Raw genomic sequence first — 21,756 nt, 5'->3', positions numbered from 1 at the left:
ATGAGCCTTCAATTTATTTATGGACGGGCTGGCTCTGGAAAATCCTTTCATTGCTTGAAGCAGATAAAAGCCAAAATACTTGAGGATAACTCCAAAAAGCTTGTTCTGCTCGTACCTGAGCAATATACCTTTCAGGCCGAGTATGACCTGATTAAGGTTTTGGAAACAGGCGGAATATTGAAGACTGAGGTCTTAAGTTTCAGGAGAATGGCCTACCGTGTTTTGAACGAAGTGGGAGGAATAACCTACCCCCACGTTCATCCTGCCGGTAAATGCATGATATTGTACAATATACTTGATAGAATGAAGGAGGACTTTGCTGTCTTTCATAAATCGGCAGGGTGTCAGGGCTTTGTCAATACTGTTTCGGGACTGATAACAGAATTAAAAAGATATAATGTCCAACCCGGTGATCTTGAAAATATTCTTGAAAATTTTGATGGAAATTCCTACCTCCGTGAAAAATTATACGAAATAAAACTCATATATTCAAAATTTGAAGAGATGCTTAATGCCCGGTACAGGGATGCTGATGACGAGCTGACACTCCTGGCCATGAAGCTGGACGATACCAGGATGTATGATAATGCCGAGATATGGATAGACGGCTTTTCAGGCTTTACTCCACAGGAGTTCGAGGTCATTTCCAAGCTGATGACCAGGGCCGATATGGTATACATAACTGTGTGTACCGATGTTTTGGAGGATGAGGCCTCCGACCTTTCGGATGTATTTTATTCAACAAAAAAAGCCTATAAAAAGTTCGTAAGCTTTGCCGGGACAAATCTGGTTGATGTACTGCCTCCTGTGGGCTGCTGCGGCAAAGTGCCTCCAAGGTTCAAGGACAGTGTGGAACTGGTGGCTCTGGAGAAAAATTATTTTACATATCCATATGATGTCTATGCAAAACAGACTTCGGATATAGAGCTGTTTGAAGCGGTTAACATATATACCGAAATAGAGGAATGCGCGTCAGATATTATCAGGCAGTGCAGGGACAAGGGCCTGAGATATAAGGACATAGCCGTAGTTACAAGAAATCTCGCCGGATATCAGGAATTGATGGAAGTGATTTTTGAGGAGTACGGCATACCCTGCTTTATAGATTCAAAAGCCGAGATATCCGACCACCCGCTCATAAAGCTTGTTTTGTCAATGCTGGAGATATTTATTGAAAACTGGTCCTATGAGTCGGTTTTCAGGTACTTGAAATCGGGGCTTCTCGATTTTGACAAATCAAGGATAGACAAGCTGGAAAATTATGTTCTGGCCTGCGGCATCAGGGGAAGCAGATGGACTCAAGCAGCTGGGTGGACTATGAATCCTGAACTGGTCCCAGATGACAGAACGGATTCTTCAATTGAAGAACAGCTCTATGAAATCAATGAAACACGTAAAATGATTTGTGAGCCGCTTGTCCGTTTCAGAGAAAAAACAAAAGGCAGAAAAAGAGCCGCGGATTTTTGCGGCTGCCTGTATGAATACCTTGTGGAGCTGGGTATTGACGGCAGAATTGAAGAATATATAGACCTGTTTAACAAAACCGGAAAATTACGGCTTGCCTCTGAATATGAGCAGGTCTGGAATATACTTATGGAGGTTTTTGACCAGGTGGTGGAGGTGCTGGGGGAGGAAGCCATCGGAGTTGAGCGGTTTACAAATATCCTCAAGATAGGTTTGGCAGAGTATAAGATATCCTCAATACCCGTATCCCTGGACCAGGTGCTGGTAGGGAGTGTTGAACACTCAAAAAGCCATGAGGTCAAGGCACTCTACATATTGGGCACAAATGACGGAGTTTTCCCTTCGGCAGGCATGAAAGAGGGGATTCTTACAGATGCCGACAGGCTGGTGCTCAACAGCAGAGGCATGGAACTGGCCAGCGACACAAAAACCCAGGTGTTTGACGAGCAGAACCTGATCTACAGGGCTTTGACAACACCGAAAAAATACTTGCGTGTGAGCTGGCCCATAGCGGATCATGAAGGAAAAACCATGAGGCCGTCAATCATCATTTCGAGAATAAAGAAGCTTTTCCCTCAGGTTGCCTGTAAAAGCAACCTGCTTAAGCCTGCAAATAACGAGGAATACGTACAGCTCATATCCTCGCCTCTGCCGGTCTTCAACAGGCTGGTACTGGCTTTGAGGGAAAGGAATAACGGTGCCGAGATAAGTCCGCTCTGGCAGAGAGTTTATGAGTGGTATTCGGCGCAGCCCGAATGGAAGCTGAAATGCGAACTGATGGGGGATGCGTTTAAATACAAAAATATTGCGCTCCCGGTAAGCAGGGAAAAAATACGCCAGTTGTACGGAGCCAATGCATACTCCAGTGTATCCAGACTTGAGAAATATACCTCCTGTCCCTTTGCGTATTACGTACAGTATGGCCTGGGAGCGCGGGAACGCAAGATATACCAGTTGAGCCCGCCCGATGTGGGGACCTTTATGCATTCGGTAATTGAACGGTTTTCAAAAATGGTGGAGGAGCAGGAAATTTCCTGGCGGGCTATTGAAAGAGAGTGGTGCGCCCAACAGGTATCAATAATAGTAGACAACCTGCTTGAGGGTATGAAAAATACCATTTTAGGCGGTTCGAAGAGGTTCAGGGCTCTGACCGTAAGGCTTAAAAGAGTAGTTACAAGAGCGGTATGGCTTATCGCAGAGCATATCAGGAGGAGCAGCTTTGAGCCTGTCGGTTATGAAATGGACTTTGGGGAAGGCGGCAAGTTCCCTCCCATTGTCATAGAACTGGATTCGGGAGAGAAGATAACCCTGGTGGGAAGGATCGACAGGGTCGATGCCTTGAAAACAAGTGACGGAACCTATCTGAGGATTGTGGACTACAAATCGGGGCAGAAGGATTTCCGGCTAAGTGATGTGTATTACGGTTTGCAGATGCAGCTGATTACATATATGGATGCACTGTGGGAGAACCCGGGCAGGGAGAATGACAGCGCTGTGTATCCGGGAGGGATGCTGTATTTCAGGGTGGACGACCCCATCGTCAAGAGCTCCGGAACTGCCACTGCAGAAGAGATCGAAGCTGCCATCATGAAAAAGCTGAAAATGAAGGGCCTTCTGCTTGCGGATGTTCAGCTTATAAGACATATGGATAATGATATGGAGGGCAGTTCCATGATAATTCCTGCCAGGATCAACAAGGGTGAAACTCTGGGAAAGTCCTCGGTGGCCACGTTGGAGCAGTTTACGGTTTTGAAGGGCTATGTAAAAAAACTGCTGAAGGATTTGTGTGCAGAGATCATGAAGGGAAATGTACCTATTAAACCCTATAAAAAGAAAAAAATTACCTCCTGTCAATACTGCAGCTACTCTTCAATATGCCAGTTCGACCTTACTCAATACGAGAACAGCTTCAGGCTGCTGCATGACAGAGGAAACGACGACGTCTGGAAGCTGATGTACGATACGCTGGAGCAGCATTAAATACTGAACCTCTTTATTAGCCTTATAGCAGATGAGGAGTGAGGAGATTTCATTACATTTTGTGGTCGCTATGCGACTCATGGAGGTTAATATGGCTGAAACCATGTGGACAAGGGAGCAGCAGGCTGCCATATCCGAAAAGGACTGCAATTTACTGGTGGCAGCAGCAGCCGGTGCCGGAAAAACAGCAGTTCTTGTTGAGAGAATAATACAAAAAATCATGGATGAAAAAGAGCCCATTGATATAGATTCTCTGCTGGTAGTGACTTTTACCAATGCTGCCGCCACTGAGATGAGAGAGAGAATCGCAGCGGCAATATCAAGGGCCATAGAGGAAAAGAAAGCTTCCAGAAGCATTCAGAGGCAGCTGGCACTGTTGAACAAGGCATCCATCACTACCATACACTCCTTCTGCCTGGAGGTCATCAGAAACAATTTTCAGAGCCTGGATATAGATCCCAATTTCAGAATACTTGATGAAACAGAAGCTTCACTGATGAAGCTGGAAACTATAAATGAGCTCTTTGAAGAAATATATGAAGATGAGGAAAAAAATCAGGATTTCTTTGATTTACTGGAGTCCTATGGTACAAACCGTGATGATCAGAAGCTGCAGGAAATGATAATGAATATATACGGTTTTGTACAGAGTTATCCCTGGCCCGAGCAATGGCTCACAGACCAGGCTGAAAAATTTGCTCCTGATTTGGGAGGAGACTTTGGAAGTACGGAATGGGGAAGGGTAATCATACAGTCGGCCGAGCTGAGTCTGAAAGGCTTACAGGGTATTGTTGAAGCCGCTTGCAGCAAGCTGAAATATGCAGTGGGACTGGATAAATACCTGCCGGTATTCCAGGAGGATCTGAGCATGCTTTCAGAACTGATAGACCTCATACAAGGCCGAAAACAGCCTGAACCGGTACATGAAGGCGGTGAACATATACAGTCTGCCAAGTGGGATGAAATCTATTGTTATCTCGGGAATTTTGATTTCGGCAGACTGCCCAACTGCGGCAAGGATGCCGACAAGCCGGTACAGGAGCAGGTCAAACAGGTCAGGGATGAATTGAAAGCCTGTATAAAAAATCTTAGGGAAGAAGTTTTCTTTCAGAAATCGGAAGAAATTATTTCCGACCTCAGAGCAATGTATCCCCTGCTAAAATGTGCATCACGGCTGGTAATTGAGTTTGGAAGCAGATATTCAGGGAAAAAGCAGCTGAAAGCTGCGGTAGATTTCAACGATCTGGAGCATTTCTGCCTTAAAATTCTCTCTGAGACGGATGAAGAGGGACAAATCCGCCCTTCAGCCGTTGCAGCCGCCTATAAGGACAAATTCTCGGAAATACTTGTGGATGAATACCAGGACAGTAATCTTGTCCAGGAGATAATAATCGGTATGATTTCCAGAGAAGACAGAGGCAGACCGAATGTTTTCATGGTGGGTGACGTTAAGCAGAGTATATACAGGTTCAGGCAGGCCAGGCCGGAATTGTTCATGAACAAATACAACAGCTATTCGGATCAGTCCGAGGGTTTGTACAGAAAGATCCTGCTTTTTAAAAACTTCAGGAGCAGAAAAGAAGTAGTGGACGGGGTAAATTACATATTTGAGCAGATAATGTCTGAAAGCGTGGGAGAACTTGATTATGACGAAGCTGAAAGATTGAATCCCGGTGCAGGTTTTCCTGAAAATAATGAAGCAGAATGTATTGTGGGCGGGGATATGGAACTGCTGCTTATGGAAACTGCAGCCGCCCCGAGTGCCGAAGGTGAAAACGAAGAAGACGAGGAGGAGGCCGAACCGCAGGAAGAGGAAGAAATACTGGACAACCTTCAAAAGGAGGCACGCATGGTGGCAGGCAGAATTGCCCAACTGCTGCAGACTGACAGGGAGGGTAAAAGATTCTGCATCTTTGACAAAAAAGCAAACCGATACAGGGAATTGCAGTTCAGGGATATAGTCATCCTGCTGAGAACTACAAAGAATTGGACAGAAGTGTTTTGTGAGGAGCTTGCAGGCTTTGGAATCCCTGCCTTTGCCGATACGGGGAGCGGTTTTTTCAAAACCCCTGAAGTACAGGTAGTCCTGTCGCTGCTCCAAATAATAGATAACCCTTACCAGGATATTCCGCTTTTATCTGTTCTCAGGTCCCCCATAGCAAATTTCAGTACTGACGATCTGGCAGAATTGAGATTGGCAGACAGGAAAGCCGCCCTGTTTGATGCGCTTAAGCTTTTGGCGGAAAACCCGGCCGGAGCCGGTCTGAAAGCAGGAGCTTTTATCGGCCGCCTTGAACAGTGGAGAGCCATGTCCATGTATATGTCCACTCACAAGCTCATCTGGCAGCTTTACAGTGATACCGGCTACTTCAGCATTGTTGGAGCCATGCGGGACGGTGAGCGGAAGCAGGCCAATCTCAGGGTGCTGTTCGAACGTGCTCTCCAGTTTGAGAAAACCAGCTACAAGGGTCTGTTCAACTTTATAAACTTTATTGACAAGCTTAAAACCGGCCGGGGAGACATGGGGAGTGCCAAAGTACTCGGTGAAAATGACAATGTGGTCAGGCTCATGAGCATACATAAAAGCAAAGGCCTGGAGTTTCCGGTGGTCTTTGTCAGCGGCTGCGGAAAAAAGTTCAATTTCCAGGACATGTACAAGGGAATACTGCTTCATCAGGAACTGGGTTTCGGGCCTGACTTTGTCGACCATAGAAAGAGAATCAGATACCCGTCGGTGCCAAAGCTTTCCATAGCTCAGAAGATTAGAATGGAAACCCTGTCGGAGGAAATGCGCATATTGTATGTAGCCCTTACCAGAGCGAGAGAAAAACTGATCCTGACAGGAGCGGTGGGCAATCTGGAAAAGGCCGCTGCCAAATGGCTTTCAATAGCCGGCAGTCAGCAGCCCAAATTTCCTGCTCATGAGATGGTCAGAGCGCAAAATTATCTTGACTGGATATGTCCGGCCGTTATGAGGCATGAAAATGCACTCAATCTTCGTTTTGCGGCAGGGACGGGGAATGATGCCCAACTTCCCCAAATTGAGGGAGAAGCCCTATGGAAGGTTTCTCTATGGAAGAGCGAAGACATTTCCATCACCGGCAAACTTGATACCGAAGATAAGGACCGGGTTGATATTATGGAATGGCTTGAAAAGAAGCAGGATTTTGACCGCAATATGACAGAAGAGATTAAAAGACGGCTTTCCTGGAAGTATCCCTATATCACAATGACAGGCATACCTTCCAAACTGTCTGTTACCGAACTAAAAAGATACTTCAATATAAACGACGAGGGTGAGGATTCAAGTATACTAAAAACCACAGGTATAAAAAAACCGGCCTTTCTGCAGGAAAGAAAGGGACTCTCTTCTGCTGAAAAGGGCACTGTCACGCACTTTGTCATGCAGCATATTGACTTTGCCGATGGGGATATAGAGGGCCAGCTCTCGGAAATGGTCAGCAGGGAACTGATAACTTTGCAGCAGGCGGAAATTATTGATATAAATAAGATCAGGCGGTTTATAAATTCTGATATCGGCAGGAGGGTGACGGCGGCAGAAAAGGTTTATAGAGAGGTGCCCTTCAATCTTGAACTGCCCTTTGCAGAACTATACGAAAACCCCGACGTACAGGTCGACCCTGATGTAACAATACTGCTGCAGGGAGTTATTGACTGTTACTTTGAAGAGTCGGATAAGCTTGTGCTCATAGATTACAAGACAGACTACATGGAAGCGGGCAATGCCGAAAAAGTCAAAGCCAGATATGAAGTTCAGCTGTCCTATTATTCGAGAGCCCTGGAAAAACTTACGGGCTTAAAAGTCGCCCAACGCTACATATACCTGTTCTCAACAGGTGAGCTTGTAGAAATATAGGCAGTTTTGCCCGTTAAGACATCGGGATAACATATTTACCCCGGGATCGAAAAAAAATGAACAGGGTAAGCAATGAAAAAATAGCATAAAAAAAGTGGAATTTAAAATTTGATTTTACGAATAAAAATAATATTGTTAAAAATGTATTGACATAATAATTGGGCCGTGCTAAAATACTCCTTGTTGAAAACGTTGCGGGTTTGTGTAACGGCAGCACGACTGACTCTGGCTCAGTTTGTTAGGGTTCAAATCCTTAACCCGCAGCCAAAAAGTATTTCAATTTTAAAATTGAAATACTTTTTTTATGTAATTTTGAAATATGAATATAATGGTTTATGGAATTACCGGGTTGATGGGTATATAGATGAAAAAATTTCCGATACAATGCAAAAAGCAGAAGTAAAAACTTCTGCCCCTTACATATCTTTTTCGTTTAATCGTCCGGGTAAAACAAAAGAGATCGTCATTAATAGTAGTATTATTATAAAATCAAATACATTTTGTGTCAATATGTATTTGATAATGGCGGGGAATAGAATACGCGGGTTTATAATTTGTAATTACTGGAATATGCTGTAAATAGAGAAACGTATAGTGTCGCACCGGTTTATTGAATTGCATATCCGGGCAATAGTGAAGAATATTCCGGTTATGGTGTTTAGACTGGGTAAATAATTGGTAAATGAATAATATATGAACAGGGTTTAAATGTTTTTTGAAAAAATAAATTTGGTATGATAGAATAATAAAAGCAATTGTAATATTATGTATAATTGAAAAGGTTGATTTTCAAAAAACTACTCGTCGGTGAAATTGAGGAAGGTTATGAGAATTTTGATGCTGTCTTGGGAGTATCCTCCAAGAATAATAGGCGGAATTTCCCGGGTAGTTTATGAGTTGGCTCAGAACTTGGGCAGATGCGGCAATGAAGTTCATGTTATCACCTGTTGGGAACCGGGAACGGCAGAGCATGAGCTGGATAAATTTGTGACTGTACATAGAGTGCATGTCTATAACAATGCTTCAAATAATTTTGTAGAATGGGTAATGCAGCTCAACTTTGCCATGGTTGAATATGCAGTAGACCTTGTTAAAAATACGAAATTTGATATAATACATGGGCATGACTGGCTTATAGCCTATGCAGCGAGAATTCTGAAAAAATCTTTTTGTCTTCCGCTTATTACAACTATCCACGCTACCGAGTATGGAAGAAATTGCGGAATACATAATGATATGCAGAGAACAATAAATAGTGTGGAAAGCTGGCTGATTAACGAATCCGACAGGATAATCGTAAACAGCAATTATATGTGGAAAGAACTGGTGAACGTATTTAATACCGACAATAAAAAGCTCAGGATTATCAATAATGGCATTGATCTGAAAAAGTTTGACAACATGGCGGCCGACCCTGTTTTCAGACAAAATTATGCTGCCGGTAATGAAAAAATTGTTTTTTTTGTGGGAAGACTAGTGAATGAAAAGGGAGTACATGTTTTATTAAATGCCATACCGGAGATTTTAAAAAATTATAATGATGTAAAGTTTGTAATTGCGGGCAAAGGACCGTGTTTAAATAATCTGACTGAATTAAGCGAAGAGCTGAATATTACCCACAAGGTGTATTTTACAGGCTTCGTAAGTGAGGAGGTATTGTTAAAGCTTTATAAATGTTCCGATATAGCTGTATTTCCAAGCACGTATGAACCTTTTGGCATTGTTGCACTGGAAGGAATGGTAGCAGGCATTCCTGTTGTTGTATCAGATGTTGGAGGACTAAGCGAGATAGTTGATCACAGGGAGGATGGAATGAAGTTTTACAGTGGAAATTCCAATTCCCTTGCAGATTGCATATTGGAGCTGCTGAAAAATAATGGCTTGACGGAAAGAATTAAAAATAATGCATTAAAAAAAGTACATAGGCTTTATAACTGGGATAATATTACCGATACCATACTGGATGAGTATAAGCAAGTTATCTCACAATATAAAGGCCGAGGATGAAATCCTATATTAAAGATTAATTTATACACTTAAATTGGAGGATTAATTGTGTCAAAAAGTAAAAAGAAATTAAAAGTGATACCACTGGGTGGTTTGCAGGAGATAGGTAAAAATATTACAGCTTTCGAATACGGTGATGATATTGTCGTAGTTGACTGCGGACTTTCATTTCCCGAAGATGAAATGCTTGGAATAGACTTAGTTATACCGGATGTAAGTTATTTGATTAAAAATAAGGAAAAGGTAAGAGCAATAGTGCTCACTCATGGGCATGAAGATCATATCGGCGCTCTTCCCTATGTTTTGAGAGAGCTTAATGTTCCGGTATATGGAACAAAATTAACTCTGGGGCTTGTGAAATATAAACTGGAGGAACACGGTCTTATTGATGCTGTACATCTGCAGACTGTCAATCCCGGACAGACAATTGAACTTGGTGCTTTCAAGGTGGAATTTATCAGAGCAACGCACAGTATTGCAGATTCGGTTTCTCTGGCAATTTTTTCACCCGTTGGAACCATTGTTCACACAGGTGATTTTAAAATCGACTACACTCCTATTGAGGGAGCGCCTATGGATTTGGCCAGACTGGCCGAACTGGGCAAAAAAGGTGTTTTGCTTCTTATGTGTGACAGCACCAATGTTGAAAAGGAAGGCTACACCATGTCGGAACGTACTGTGGGTGAAACCTTTAACGAGATTTTCATGAACTGCAGAAGCAGGATTCTTGTCGCCACCTTTGCATCCAATGTGCACAGAGTGCAGCAAATATTTAATGCTGCTGTGAAATTCGGCAGAAAAGTAACCGTTATCGGCAGAAGTATGATAAATGTGGTTAATGTAGCAATGGAACTGGGCTATTTGAATGTTCCCGAAGGTGTGCTTGTCGATATGGAAAACATGGATAAGGTGCCCCAGGATAAACTTGTCATAATCACCACAGGCAGTCAGGGAGAACCCATGTCTGCGTTGACAAGGATAACTTTTTCAGAGCACAAGAAGGTGGAAATTGTTCCGGGCGATACTGTTATAATCTCAGCTTCACCTATTCCCGGAAATGAAAAACTCATTTCAAGAGTTATAAACGAGCTTTTCAAGAAAGGTGCAAATGTCATATATGAAGCTCTGGCCGATACCCACGTTTCGGGACACGCCTGCCAGGAGGAGATCAAACTCATACACTGCCTGGTAAAACCGAAATTCTTTATGCCGGTGCACGGTGAGCACAGACATTTGAGACAGCATGCCGATCTGGCCGTCAAAATGGGTATGAACAAGGATGACATCTTTATTCTGGATATAGGAAAAGTACTTGAGCTTACCGGAGATTCTGCCAAAATCAACGGCAGTGTGACAGCCGGCAAGGTTCTTGTGGATGGTTTGGGAGTCGGTGACGTTGGAAATGTCGTTTTGAGGGACAGAAAGCACCTGTCACAGGATGGTTTGATTGTAGTGGTAATAACAATCGAAGGTGACACAGGAAATGTTGTTGCCGGTCCTGATATAATTTCGAGAGGCTTCGTGTATGTCCGCGAATCCGAAGACCTTATGGAGCAGCTTAAGGAAATCGCCAAAAAGGCTGTTTACAAGTGCGACGGAAAAAATCACGGAGACTGGTCAATAAGAAAAACCGCCATCCGTGAAGCACTTAAGGACTGCATCTATGAAAAGACAAAGCGCAAACCTATGATACTTCCTATAATAATGGAGATATAAATGAAAGCTTTACTTAACTACCGTAATATTTTGTGTAAACTCCTGTCCGGCCTTTCTAAAGGCCGGATTTTTATATCCCAGAACATACATGTCTGTTGAGAAGGCTTCAATTTCAAGCATCCTTGCAAGAAGCTTGTTGCATGAGTTTTTAAAGTCGGCGGTCTTCACAATTACAGGCAGAGAGGATTTCTTTTTCATCATGGAAAGAAGCCGGCGGCCGGTATTGTTGAAGCCCAGAATTCTGGCGTATTGAGGGCCGCCGTACTGCATGAACAGCTCTGTTTCAGCTTTTGTAAGTCCGGTCAGCATGGAAAACAGGATTCGTTGAATCCGGGTTTTAGCATACCTTTTTGTACATATGCTGTCTATCAATTCCTCAATAGAACCGGTGTTTTCACCGGCACTTTTGATCCTGTATTCCAGGCCCTCCGATACGTCGGGAAATTCTCTCATCTGTCCTGGGCTCATACGTCTGATCAGGCTGAATATTATATCCTCAAACATTTTTATACTGTTGGGGCCCCTGCCGGAAGAAAACTCCCGTTCCAGCACCGCCTGTGAAAAAGGCGGCAGGGCCTGTACCGTTTCCGGGGATATATTGTGCCAGCCGTTGCTGCCGGAAATACTGTTTCTTATTGCCGTAGCACTGGACACCGGTCCGGTAAGCTCGGTGGAATTATAGCTGTTTGAAATCCTTGCAACAGTATACGGTTTGATGGAGCTATTGAGCTTTTTCAAGGCTTTTAGATATTCTATACCCAATATATTATTGGAAGTTTCAAGCAATTCTGATAAATCGGGAAAAGCAGTGTCGTGCAGATATTTCTTTAGTGCATTTTGTCTGCAGACCGGGAAGGCCAGACCCATATCCAGCTGTTTTTTCAGCTCCAGCCTGTACTCTTCAGGTTCGGCTGCCAGTATTCCGGCAATAAAGTCCAGAGTCTCAACATTTCCATGTTCGCTGCCAAAGGAAATACAGTCCGCAATACCGATGCCGTCAAGAATTTTTACTGCTCCGAAGGCAAAAGCTTCGGCACTTGACATGGCATAGGGATGGGGCAGCTCGATAACAAGGTCGGCTCCGCAGTGCAGAGCGGTTTCTGCCCGGGCAAATTTATTCAACAGGGCGGGCTCACCCCTTTGAATGAAGTTTCCGCTCATGACACATATGACAGCATCACTGCCTGTAATTTCCCTTGATTTCTCTATATGATATATATGTCCGTTATGAAAAGGATTGTATTCAACAACTATGCCAAGAACCTTCATCTATTCTCCAATCAGCGGCAAGTCAAACTCCTGGATTGTCCTCCAGGTCAACCTTACCGTATTCACCCAGCGAAATTTTTAAAATTACAGTTCATATATCCTTATTATACAGATATAATTGATAAAAAAAAGGCAGAAATTATATAAAAGTACCTTTATGGGCAGTATAAAGATAAAATAAAAAGGGGAGGTAAATGCCGTGAAAACTGTATTTTATATTTTTATGGGAGCTGTATTTATACTTGTTACATTCTTTGGGCTGGGGCCTGTCCTGCTTGCCGACGGGTCTCTGAATGAGAGGATTTTGACCCTGGTGGTAGTAATCCTGATATATCTGCTGTTAGGCTGGATTACACTGGGTTATGCGAGAAAGAACCGGCAAAAGTAATTTGATTTTTAAAAATATTATTTGAAATACAGGTCCAATCGGATGAAAATGTGTTAAATTATAAAGAGATACGGGATATTACTGTATTATTGGTTATGGGCATTTACTATTGATATATGTGAGGTCAATATGGAAAATGATATATTTGGATTACAAAAAATAACTCCCCTTGATCAGGCGGCAATGAGGGCCGCACAAATCAGATGGGACAACCGCACAAAGCCGTTGGGCAGTCTTGGAAGGCTTGAGGATATTGTGGTAAGGCTGGCCGGCATAAACGGTACTCCTGATCCCAGAGCGGATAAAAGGGCAGTTGTAATAATGTGCGCGGATAACGGCGTGGTTGAGGAGAATGTCAGCTCCTGTCCCAAAAGCGTGACTGCTTCGGTAACCTGTAATTTTATACGTGGTATCACAGGAATAAATGTATTTTCAAGACTTGTCAATGCCTCTCTGAAAATTGTTGATATAGGTGTTGATGCAGATTTGAAGTTTCCGGGGATTATAGACCGGAAAATAAGAAAAGGTACGTGGAATATGGCAGACGGACCGGCAATGACCCGTGAGGAGGCAGTTAAAGGAATTCTTACCGGAATTGAGGTTGTCAGGGAGCTTAAAGAAGCCGGAATACATATATTTGCAACAGGTGAAATGGGAATAGGCAACACTTCCACCAGCTGTGCGATTTCAGCGGTATTGACGGGAATACCCGTTGATGACCTGGCAGGCCTGGGTTCGGGTTTATCAAAAGAAGCATATTTAAACAAGATCCGGGTCATCAGAAGGGCAATTGAAATAAATGAGCCTCAGCTGACAGATCCGGTGGATGTGCTTGCAAAAGTAGGGGGGTTTGATATTGCCGGCCTTGCAGGCTGTTTTCTGGGTGCTGCCATATACAAAATCCCTGCGGTAATCGACGGTTTTATTTCAGCCGCAGCAGCTCTGGCTGCATTTAGGATACATCCGGCGGCAAAGGATTACATGCTTCCGTCCCATGGGTCGGCAGAACAGGGCTTTTCTGCGGTAATGGAGGCACTTGACCTGGAACCCATGCTGAATCTTGGAATGAGATTGGGTGAGGGAACCGGAGCTGCCCTGGGACTCCAGCTTGTTGATGCCGCCCTGGCCGCATACAATCAGATGGGCAGTTTTGAGGATGCAAGCATTGAACAGTATGTTCCTCAGGAATAAGGCATATGCTTTATGCTTGAATACCCATAAACAAGTGGTATAATATAACGTAAATATGGGGGGATTAACGTATGAAATATGAAACTGTTGAAATTATGCCGGAGGTTACCCTGATCAGGGACAAGAATACAAATATTTATGTTGTTGAGAGTAAAACCTCGACACTGGTCATAGATACCGGTTACGGCCTTTTAAATTTGAAAAGCAAGGTTGAGGAAATAACCGATAAGCCGGTAACTGCAGTAGTATTTACACATGGGCATAATGACCATGCATTTGGAGGACATTATTTTGACAGGGTGCTTATGCATAAGGATGAAATGCCTGTCTTTGAAAGACATTGTGATATTAGGAAACCTCAGATCGGAAAAATTTTGGCAGGGGAATACAACCTGTCATCCGAGGAATTGGACAAATGGCTTGAAGCAAAGCCTGAAATAGACTTTATATCGGTGGGAGATATTGTTGACCTGGGTGATGTCCAACTGGAAGTAATTTCATTGAAAGGTCATACACCCGGCAGCATCGGCCTGCTGGACAGAAAACACCGCATACTTTTTTCGGGAGACGGACTTAACAATCATATCTGGATGCAGCTGGCCGAATCAAGCACTCTTGAAGAATATCTTGAAGTATTGAACAGTACCGACCGGTACCTGAAGGATTTTGATATCATTTGCAACGGTCACAGCATGGAACCGTTACCGCTTGCTTTCGTAGATGAATTGAAAATGACTCTGTCGGATTTAATAGGCGGAGCAACGGGCGAACCGTACAACAATCCTGTGGCAAGCGGCATGATATACAACCGCAATGGCTGTGAGGTTGTTTACGCACCGGATAAAATAAGGAAGTTTAATAAGTAAAGGAAAGTTGGATCAAAAGGATAACAGGAGGTGAACAAACCATGCAGATAGAGCTGATACAGGTATTACAAATGCTTATATTTATATTTGTGACGTTTTTTCTGGCATATGGTTTTGTTCACAGTTTCAGAAATGTAAGGGCATTCCTGTCGGAAACAAATATTAATTATAGTATCTACACTGTTGTTTTATATTTCAGGAAACTTTCTGTAGTAAATTATAACTGCTATCATAAGTTTGAAATCTGGAGGAAGTACAGGTTCAGTTGAAAAGATGCTCGAATATTCCATAAGATCAATCTATTAATTTTATTTTGAGGAGAAGTTTTCAGTATTTAAATTGCTGAAGATTTCAGAAATGGAGATATCATGGGCATTATTTTTGATGTGTTTAATTTTATTATAAATTGGTTATATTCAATTGTCGGAGATTGGGGAGTAGTAATAATCCTGGCAACCATGCTTATCAGATTTTGCCTGCTGCCGTTATCTCTCAGGCAGAAAAGGAGTCTGACGGAACAGCAGGAGCTTTCCAAAAGGATGGAAGAAATAAAGCTAAAGCATGAAAATGATAAAGACAAGCAACAGCAGGAAATGGCAAAGCTCTCTTCCGAAAGTATGAAAAGTATGCTGGGATGTCTTGTCACGTTATTGCAGATACCAATTATGTACAGCCTGTACAGGGTATTTTCACAAATGCCTGCTGAAGTTGGCAGTATTATAGTTCCTTGGATAAGTAATTTAAAACTTCCGGATGCTTATCATATAATTCCTTTTATAGCTGTTTTGATTCAATTGCTTCCCGGTATCATTACTGCGCATGTACCGGTCAAAGAAGCCCGGCAGAATGGTTTGCGCTGGCCTCAATTACTGTTTATGGGCGGACTGAGCATGCTGTTTTTTATAAAGGCTCCTGTAACTTTGGGAATTTATTGGATAAGCTCAGGACTTTTCAGTACTATAGAGCTGGTTTTGTACAACAGGCTCCATAAACCGGTAGCAGCAGTTGCTCAGAAATAGAAAAATGATGGAATATGAAATCAATTAAGTCAAAAGCCCTGAAGCCTATGCTGATTTTCAGCGGGACTTCAGGGCTTTTAATATAGAGATTTTCACATAAAAAATTATTTTTTATTCAAGACTGCCGCTCCGGTCTCTTCCTCAAACTGCTTGAGATACAGAGAGTGGTAGTAACCTTTTTGTCTGAGCAGTTCCTTGTGAGTTCCTCTTTCAATGATCTTACCATTCTTGACCACAAGTATAAGATCGGCTTTCTTGATGGTAGACAACCTGTGGGCGATGAGGAAGGAGGTTCTGTTTTTCAAAATGTGCATTATAGCTTCCTGAATAAGCTGCTCTGTCTGTGTATCAATCGAGGAGGTGGCCTCATCCAGTACAAAAATTCTTGGATTGGCTATTATTGCACGCGCAAAGGAAATCAGCTGCTTTTCACCGGTAGACAGCCTGTCGCCGCCTTCTCCTATATTTGTATCAAGTCCGTTTTCCATATTGCTTATAATTCCATCTGCAGCCACAATCCTGATGGCGGCTTCAATCTCTTCGTCAGTGGCGTCGAATTTGCCATACCTTATATTTTCCCGTATGGTTCCGGAAAACAGGTGAGGGCTTTGCAGCACATATCCGATATTGTTGTGGAGCCACAGCTGTGAACGTTCTCTGTAATCCCTGCCGTCAATCAATATCTGTCCGCCGGTGGGCTCAAAAAACCTGCAGGCCAGATTAACAAGAGTACTTTTACCTGCTCCGGTTTCTCCCACAATTGCAACTGTGGTTCCGGCAGGTATTTTCAGATTGAAGTTTGTAAGAATGTACTCATCACCATCAGGATATTTAAAGGTAACGTCTTTGAACTCAATATCACCATTCAGATGCTCCCAGTTTTCCTTTTTTGGATTGAAATTATCCCCGTATTTCTCAATAACCTCAGGTGTATCCGTTATTTGAGGCTGGGTTTCCAGCAGCCCGGTAACCCTCTCTATATTTGCCTGGGTCGAAACAAAGTCTGCAAATACACGGGCAATCTGCTGAATAGGTTCAAATATACTGATTGCATAAGTAATAAAGGCTGAAAAGGTTCCGAAGAAAAAGGGATCTTTTATGGCCAGTTTTCCTCCGCTGACAATTACGAAGCACACCGCCAGTGTACTGAAGGTCAGGACAATGGGTATAAACACCGCATTAAGTACCGTAGACCTGATGGTATAGTTGTAATAGTTATCAGTTATCACAGAGAATTCCTTAAGATTTTTATCCTCGATAACCAGAGTTTTTGAGGTTCTTGCACCTGTTATGCCTTCATTGAAGGCGCCTGTCATCCTCGAGTTTATCTTCCTTATTTTTCTGTTGATATTCAGGATCTTTTTCTGAAAATACATGGTGATAAGAGCAATGACCGGCAATATGCACATTACCAGCAAGGCCAGCTTAACATTCAATATCAGCATGGCAATAAATACACCGATTACATAAATTATTGCCCACAGCATGTCAATAAGTCCCCAGGACACCATCTGGCCTATACGCCCCGTATCACTCATGACCCTTGCCATCATATAGCCTACGGGAGTTGTATTGTAATAGGAGAAGGACAGCTTCTGAAGATGCACAAACAGTGCTCTTCGTATTGCTTTTGCAACATTGAGCTCAACTCTCATTGCATTTTTTATAAAGAATATGACAGCCATTGCCTGGGTAAAGAGCATACAGCCATATACAACTGCAAATTTACCGATACCTTCTGTTGATTTGGTGACAATAAAATTATTTATGGCATAACGCTGAAACAGCGGATAAACTACATCTATTATTGAAACAAGCACCAGAAATGAAATAGCCATTACAAAAGCTTTTTTATATTGTTTTACAAAAGGTATTATTTTAGCCCAGATTTTAATGGAAAAGGGCTTTTTGTATTCTTCCTCTTCAAAATAAGACATTAATTACCACCTCCGGCTGGAGCATTCTGACCGGGTTCCAACAGCTCGGTTTCCAGACTGCTCTGAATATCATAAATTTTTCTGTAAATTCCGTTCTCATTTTCCAACAGTTCCTTGTGAGTACCCATTTCCGAAATCTGGCCATCCTCCAGCACCAGTATCACATCCGCATTCATAAGTGTGGTTATTCTGTGGGATACAAGTATGACAGTGCTGTTGGAAGTATTCTCCTTTAGCGAACCGCGTATTTTGGCGTCGGTTTCGGAGTCCACAGCCGACAGTGAGTCATCGAATATCATAACAGGGGAGTGCTGCATAAGCATTCTTGCTATGGCCACTCTTTGTTTCTGGCCTCCCGACAGTGTCACTCCGCGTTCACCTACAATGGTGTCATAGCCTTTCGAAAAGCCCATAATGGCATCATCTACGGCGGCCACCTCTGCAAAGTGACGGATCTCTTCAATGCTGTTTGTGCCTTTAAAGGCATCAATATTCTGCTGGATGGTCTTTGAAAACAGGAAGGGTTCCTGGAGAACAAAGCCTATATTGCTTCTAAGGTGCTCCAGTTTGATATTCCTGATATCAACACCTCCTATTTCAATTGAACCCTTGCCTTCGGGAAGTCCATAAAGCCTGTCTAGCAGATACATTATGGTAGACTTTCCCGAACCGGTTCCGCCCAGAATTCCAAAGGTTGTTCCAGCCTTGATCTTAAAGGATACATTCTTAAGAACAGGTTTCTGTCCTTCATAGTCAAAGGTAACATTCTTAAACTCAATATCCTTGTTCATATCGGGGGCTATTGCACCAGGATTGTCATTTTCCTGCTCCTCGGATACAATTTCCTTTATACGGCTGAGGGAGACACTTGTTTTACTCATTTCCGAAAGTATACGTCCGAATTGTCTTACAGGCCAAACCAGCATGGCATTGTAAAACACGAAAACCAGAAACTCTCCGAGCGTAATTACTCCGTTGGCTGCTTCTATTGCACCCAGAATGATAATCAGCATTACCTGCAAACCGGATACCAGGTCACCTATACCCCAGTATTTGCTGAGCAGGTAACCCAGCTTGATCCAGTAGTTGGCAAAGTAATCATTCTTTGTATCAAAATTTTCTATTTCATAGGCCTGACGACCGAAAGCACGTACAACACGGACTCCTGTGAAGTTTTCCTGAACCATGGCAGAGAGTGCTCCTTCTGCCTCGTCAGCATATTTAAACCTGTCTGCTATCTTTTTAAAGAAGATGGCGGAATAGGCTACAACTACCGGAATAAATGCCGTCGCTATAAGCGAAAGCTTGACATTCATCATGAACATCAGAGTAAGGGAGAAGGTGACCAAAAAAACGGTTCTGACCATTTCAATAAATTGAATGGACAAGAAGTTTTTTATAGTTTCAACGTCCGAGGTACAACGTTGAATGATGTCTCCGGTCTGATTCTTAACATGCCAGCTGTAGGGCAGTTTTTGAATATGGTCGAAAAGATGGTTGCGCAATTTTCTGATAGTGCCCTCTGAAGCCTTTGCCATGCAATACCTGTACAAAAACGTAAATACGCCGGATAAAACAGCCAATAGCAAAGATGCTCCGGCACTGAGCAGAAGATTGTTTTTTATGAATTCACTGCCGCCCTGCCGGTTAATATAATCCAAAATGAATTGCGGCATGCTTAATTCCTTGGCTCCGCTGATTACGTCAACTATCAGTCTTATGACCTGCGGCATCAGATAGTTGAACACAATTGCAAGCATGGTGAATATGATTGCAAGTACGTAATACCATCTAAAGCCTGTTATAAATGTATAAAGCATTTTAAATCTACCTTTATTGTGGGGCTGCATACATAACTCTCCTTTAAAAAAATAGTATCTTAAATAAGTGCCGTCTATTTGGTATAGGATGTTAAAAGCTGGAAGCGGTACAAAAAAGGGAACAAAAAAACACGATACCATAGCATCGTGTTTAAAATATTCTATTTTTGATATTTCAACTCAAATGACGGTTACTTAAGTGTTTGACCTAACACAAGCATGAAAATAACAACAAACTTGCCTGTCATAGATCCGATATTCAATTATTTGCAGAGCACCTCATTAAATCTAATTGATAACATCTTTATAAACACTCCTTTCACCAAGTTTAGTAATTTAAGCTTACCAAGATATGTTATTATACTTGTGTATGTCCTGTCAATAGCTGTAATAAATTTGTAAAATAAGTAATCAAAATAATGTTTTAAATATGACATGCTGTTGTCCTATTTATTATTATAAAATTTATAGTAAAATATTAACAAAGGAGTTGCTTATATGGATAATACTCAAATGAAATTCTGCCAGAGCTGTGCAATGCCTCTGGAAAGTGAGGAATTACAGGGAACAAATGCTGATGGCAGCAGGAATGGTGACTATTGTCATTACTGTTTTGTTAACGGTAATTTTGCAAAGGAAGAGACTATGGAGGAAATGATAGAATCCTGTGTTCCTTTTGTCTCAAAGGGAAATCCCTGGCCTGATGAGGAAACTGCCAGAAAATCCATGCTCGAACTGTTTCCGCAGCTGAAAAGATGGAAGAAATGAGGTCATATGATTGAGATACCTGAGGCCCTGGAGCTTTCAAGACAAATAAGGGAAAATATAACCGGAAAAAGAATAATGAATGTTATTTCTGCTCAAAGTCCTCACAAATTTGCATGGTACTTCGGTGATCCCGATAAATATCATGGTTTGCTCAGCGGAAAAATAATCGGTGATGCAAAAGGCGTAGGGGGTATGGTGGAAATAACCGCGGAGGATGCGATCATACTCCTTGGTGACGGAGTAGCCGTCAAATACCATGGCGAAAATGAAAAAAGGCCCCAGAAACACCAGCTTCTCATTGAATTTGATGACTTTACCGCCTTGACTGCCTCGGTGCAAATGTATGGAGGGTTGTGGTGCTTCAGGGATGGTACTTTTGACAATCAATACTATAATATAGCCAAAGTGAAGCCATCTGTTCTGTCCAGCCAATTTGACGAGGGGTATTTTGATAAAATTGTTTCAGCAGCAGAAAATGCAGGGCTCAGTGCAAAGGCATTGCTTGCCACCGAACAAAGGATCCCCGGCCTGGGTAACGGAGTTCTGCAGGACATACTGTACAATGCGGAAATCCACCCCCGAAAAAAGGTAAGGACCTTTTCTCCGGGGGATAAGAAAAAGTTATTTCTCTCTGTAAAAAATACTCTTGCAGAAATGACTTTTCAGGGCGGGAGAGATACTGAAAAAGATTTATTTGGCTGCTCAGGAGGTTACAAAACAAAACTCAGCAAGAATACGGTGGATAAACCTTGCCTGGTATGCGGCGATGTAATCAGGAAGGAAGCCTACCTGGGAGGAAGCATTTATTATTGTCCCACGTGCCAGAAATTATAATTTGAGGTTTAATAGAGGTTTAATATAAGAAGAAATTAAGCATTTTTGTGGGTGCCGGAGAAACCAAATCCGGCACTTTTTTAATTTTCTAGGGAAAAATTTTTAATTACATTTTTATATAAAATAGACTGAAAATAATTAACCATAAAAGATAAAAACCCCGCACACAGCGTTAATGCATATGTACAAGGCTTTGGTGGTGGAGGGAGATGGATTCGAACCATCGAAGTCACTGACAACAGATTTACAGTCTGCCCCCTTTGGCCACTCGGGAACCCCTCCACGGAAATATTATTATTTTTTACAACAAATAAGATTATGCAGTAATTATCGCGAATTGTCAACCTTTTTTTTGAAAAAGTAACGGCAAATCATGAAACAAAATATTTAAAAACTTTTTTGTAAATTATTTTCAAAATATTTCAATATTTTTTAATAAATACCTTACAATATATTATCTGTAATATATTGTAATAAATAACAAGTTATGATAGAGTATAAGAAAAAATTATATTAAGTTTTCATAACTGATTATATATATATCCATCATTACAAAGTACATGGATGAGTTCTTAAACTTATGCAATGAAGCATAAATGTTTGGAATTGTCTGTGTTTTT

Annotated in this window: 14 protein-coding genes and 2 tRNA genes; 12 read left to right on the top strand and 4 right to left on the bottom strand. The window is 42.2% G+C overall.

Annotated features, from left to right (window positions below; genetic code table 11):
- The 5 genes from addB to CTER_RS05140 all read left to right on the top strand — a co-directional run bounded on the left by addB (position 1) and on the right by CTER_RS05140 (position 11,044).
- Positions 1–3,444, top strand: a complete 3,444-nt coding sequence (addB, locus tag CTER_RS05165; RefSeq protein ID WP_004624268.1) for a helicase-exonuclease AddAB subunit AddB — start codon at positions 1–3, stop codon at positions 3,442–3,444.
- A 91-nt stretch (positions 3,445–3,535) separates the two neighbouring features.
- Positions 3,536–7,321 (top strand): helicase-exonuclease AddAB subunit AddA, encoded by a 3,786-nt coding sequence (gene addA, locus CTER_RS05160; RefSeq protein WP_004624143.1) that lies wholly within the window; start codon positions 3,536–3,538, stop codon positions 7,319–7,321.
- 193 nt (positions 7,322–7,514) lie between these two features.
- Positions 7,515–7,588, top strand: a tRNA-Gln gene (locus CTER_RS05155).
- 558 nt (positions 7,589–8,146) lie between these two features.
- Entirely contained in the window at positions 8,147–9,328 is a 1,182-nt protein-coding gene (locus CTER_RS05145) for a glycosyltransferase family 4 protein (RefSeq protein ID WP_004624206.1), read from the top strand.
- 48 nt (positions 9,329–9,376) lie between these two features.
- Positions 9,377–11,044 carry a ribonuclease J gene (locus CTER_RS05140; RefSeq protein WP_004624124.1) on the top strand — a complete coding sequence of 556 codons (1,668 nt, stop codon included), beginning with the start codon at positions 9,377–9,379 and terminating at the stop codon, positions 11,042–11,044.
- A 9-nt stretch (positions 11,045–11,053) separates the two neighbouring features.
- Here the strand turns inward: CTER_RS05140 and CTER_RS05135 are convergent, their stop codons facing one another.
- Entirely contained in the window at positions 11,054–12,313 is a 1,260-nt protein-coding gene (locus CTER_RS05135; protein ID WP_004624310.1) for a nucleotidyltransferase, read from the bottom strand.
- Positions 12,314–12,512: 199 nt separating this feature from the next.
- On the opposite strand from CTER_RS05135, the gene CTER_RS05130 reads away from it, so the two are divergent.
- From CTER_RS05130 to CTER_RS05110, 5 genes are all read left to right on the top strand, one after another.
- On the top strand, positions 12,513–12,701 hold the full coding sequence (locus CTER_RS05130; protein ID WP_004624198.1) for a DUF6954 family protein: 189 nt from the start codon (positions 12,513–12,515) through the stop codon (positions 12,699–12,701).
- Positions 12,702–12,830: 129 nt separating this feature from the next.
- Positions 12,831–13,892 (top strand): nicotinate-nucleotide--dimethylbenzimidazole phosphoribosyltransferase, encoded by a 1,062-nt coding sequence (gene cobT, locus CTER_RS05125; protein ID WP_004623998.1) that lies wholly within the window; start codon positions 12,831–12,833, stop codon positions 13,890–13,892.
- 71 nt (positions 13,893–13,963) lie between these two features.
- Positions 13,964–14,758: an MBL fold metallo-hydrolase gene (locus CTER_RS05120; RefSeq protein WP_004624228.1), complete on the top strand. Its 795-nt coding sequence runs from the start codon at positions 13,964–13,966 to the stop codon at positions 14,756–14,758.
- 41 nt (positions 14,759–14,799) lie between these two features.
- Positions 14,800–15,027: a hypothetical protein gene (locus CTER_RS05115; RefSeq protein WP_004624168.1), complete on the top strand. Its 228-nt coding sequence runs from the start codon at positions 14,800–14,802 to the stop codon at positions 15,025–15,027.
- 99 nt (positions 15,028–15,126) lie between these two features.
- Positions 15,127–15,777 (top strand): YidC/Oxa1 family membrane protein insertase, encoded by a 651-nt coding sequence (locus CTER_RS05110; protein ID WP_004624064.1) that lies wholly within the window; start codon positions 15,127–15,129, stop codon positions 15,775–15,777.
- A 104-nt stretch (positions 15,778–15,881) separates the two neighbouring features.
- On the opposite strand, the gene CTER_RS05105 is transcribed toward CTER_RS05110, so the two are convergent.
- Positions 15,882–17,714: an ABC transporter ATP-binding protein gene (locus tag CTER_RS05105; protein ID WP_004624193.1), complete on the bottom strand. Its 1,833-nt coding sequence runs from the start codon at positions 17,712–17,714 to the stop codon at positions 15,882–15,884.
- Positions 17,714–19,564 (bottom strand): ABC transporter ATP-binding protein, encoded by a 1,851-nt coding sequence (locus tag CTER_RS05100; protein WP_004623991.1) that lies wholly within the window; start codon positions 19,562–19,564, stop codon positions 17,714–17,716. The genes CTER_RS05105 and CTER_RS05100 overlap by 1 nt, the downstream gene beginning before the upstream one ends.
- Before the next feature lie 468 nt (positions 19,565–20,032).
- Between CTER_RS05100 and CTER_RS05095 the strand changes: the two genes are divergently transcribed.
- Entirely contained in the window at positions 20,033–20,302 is a 270-nt protein-coding gene (locus tag CTER_RS05095; protein WP_004624277.1) for a zinc ribbon domain-containing protein, read from the top strand.
- 6 nt (positions 20,303–20,308) lie between these two features.
- Positions 20,309–21,136 (top strand): formamidopyrimidine-DNA glycosylase, encoded by an 828-nt coding sequence (locus CTER_RS05090; RefSeq protein ID WP_004624048.1) that lies wholly within the window; start codon positions 20,309–20,311, stop codon positions 21,134–21,136.
- Positions 21,137–21,333: 197 nt separating this feature from the next.
- Here the strand turns inward: CTER_RS05090 and CTER_RS05085 are convergent.
- A tRNA-Tyr gene (locus CTER_RS05085) sits at positions 21,334–21,418 on the bottom strand.
- Positions 21,419–21,756 lie beyond the last annotated feature (338 nt).

The sequence above is a fragment of the Ruminiclostridium cellobioparum subsp. termitidis CT1112 genome (genome assembly GCF_000350485.1).
Classification (GTDB): Bacteria; Bacillota; Clostridia; order Acetivibrionales; family DSM-1351; genus Ruminiclostridium; species Ruminiclostridium termitidis.
The sequence above is the reverse complement of the archived record's forward strand: the minus strand, read 5'-3'. Positions and strand labels throughout refer to the sequence as shown.

What these genes read in the sequence shown, in the direction of transcription:
- addB (WP_004624268.1), top strand. Translation starts at nt 1, where the DNA reads ATGAGCCTTCAATTTATTTATGGACGGGCTGGCTCTGGAAAATCCTTT.
- addA (WP_004624143.1), top strand. Translation starts at nt 3,536, where the DNA reads ATGGCTGAAACCATGTGGACAAGGGAGCAGCAGGCTGCCATATCCGAA.
- CTER_RS05145 (WP_004624206.1), top strand. Translation starts at nt 8,147, where the DNA reads ATGAGAATTTTGATGCTGTCTTGGGAGTATCCTCCAAGAATAATAGGC.
- CTER_RS05135 (WP_004624310.1), bottom strand. Translation starts at nt 12,313, where the DNA reads ATGAAGGTTCTTGGCATAGTTGTTGAATACAATCCTTTTCATAACGGA.
- cobT (WP_004623998.1), top strand. Translation starts at nt 12,831, where the DNA reads ATGGAAAATGATATATTTGGATTACAAAAAATAACTCCCCTTGATCAG.
- CTER_RS05120 (WP_004624228.1), top strand. Translation starts at nt 13,964, where the DNA reads ATGAAATATGAAACTGTTGAAATTATGCCGGAGGTTACCCTGATCAGG.
- CTER_RS05115 (WP_004624168.1), top strand. Translation starts at nt 14,800, where the DNA reads ATGCAGATAGAGCTGATACAGGTATTACAAATGCTTATATTTATATTT.
- CTER_RS05110 (WP_004624064.1), top strand. Translation starts at nt 15,127, where the DNA reads ATGGGCATTATTTTTGATGTGTTTAATTTTATTATAAATTGGTTATAT.
- CTER_RS05105 (WP_004624193.1), bottom strand. Translation starts at nt 17,714, where the DNA reads ATGTCTTATTTTGAAGAGGAAGAATACAAAAAGCCCTTTTCCATTAAA.
- CTER_RS05100 (WP_004623991.1), bottom strand. Translation starts at nt 19,564, where the DNA reads ATGCAGCCCCACAATAAAGGTAGATTTAAAATGCTTTATACATTTATA.
- CTER_RS05095 (WP_004624277.1), top strand. Translation starts at nt 20,033, where the DNA reads ATGGATAATACTCAAATGAAATTCTGCCAGAGCTGTGCAATGCCTCTG.
- CTER_RS05090 (WP_004624048.1), top strand. Translation starts at nt 20,309, where the DNA reads ATGATTGAGATACCTGAGGCCCTGGAGCTTTCAAGACAAATAAGGGAA.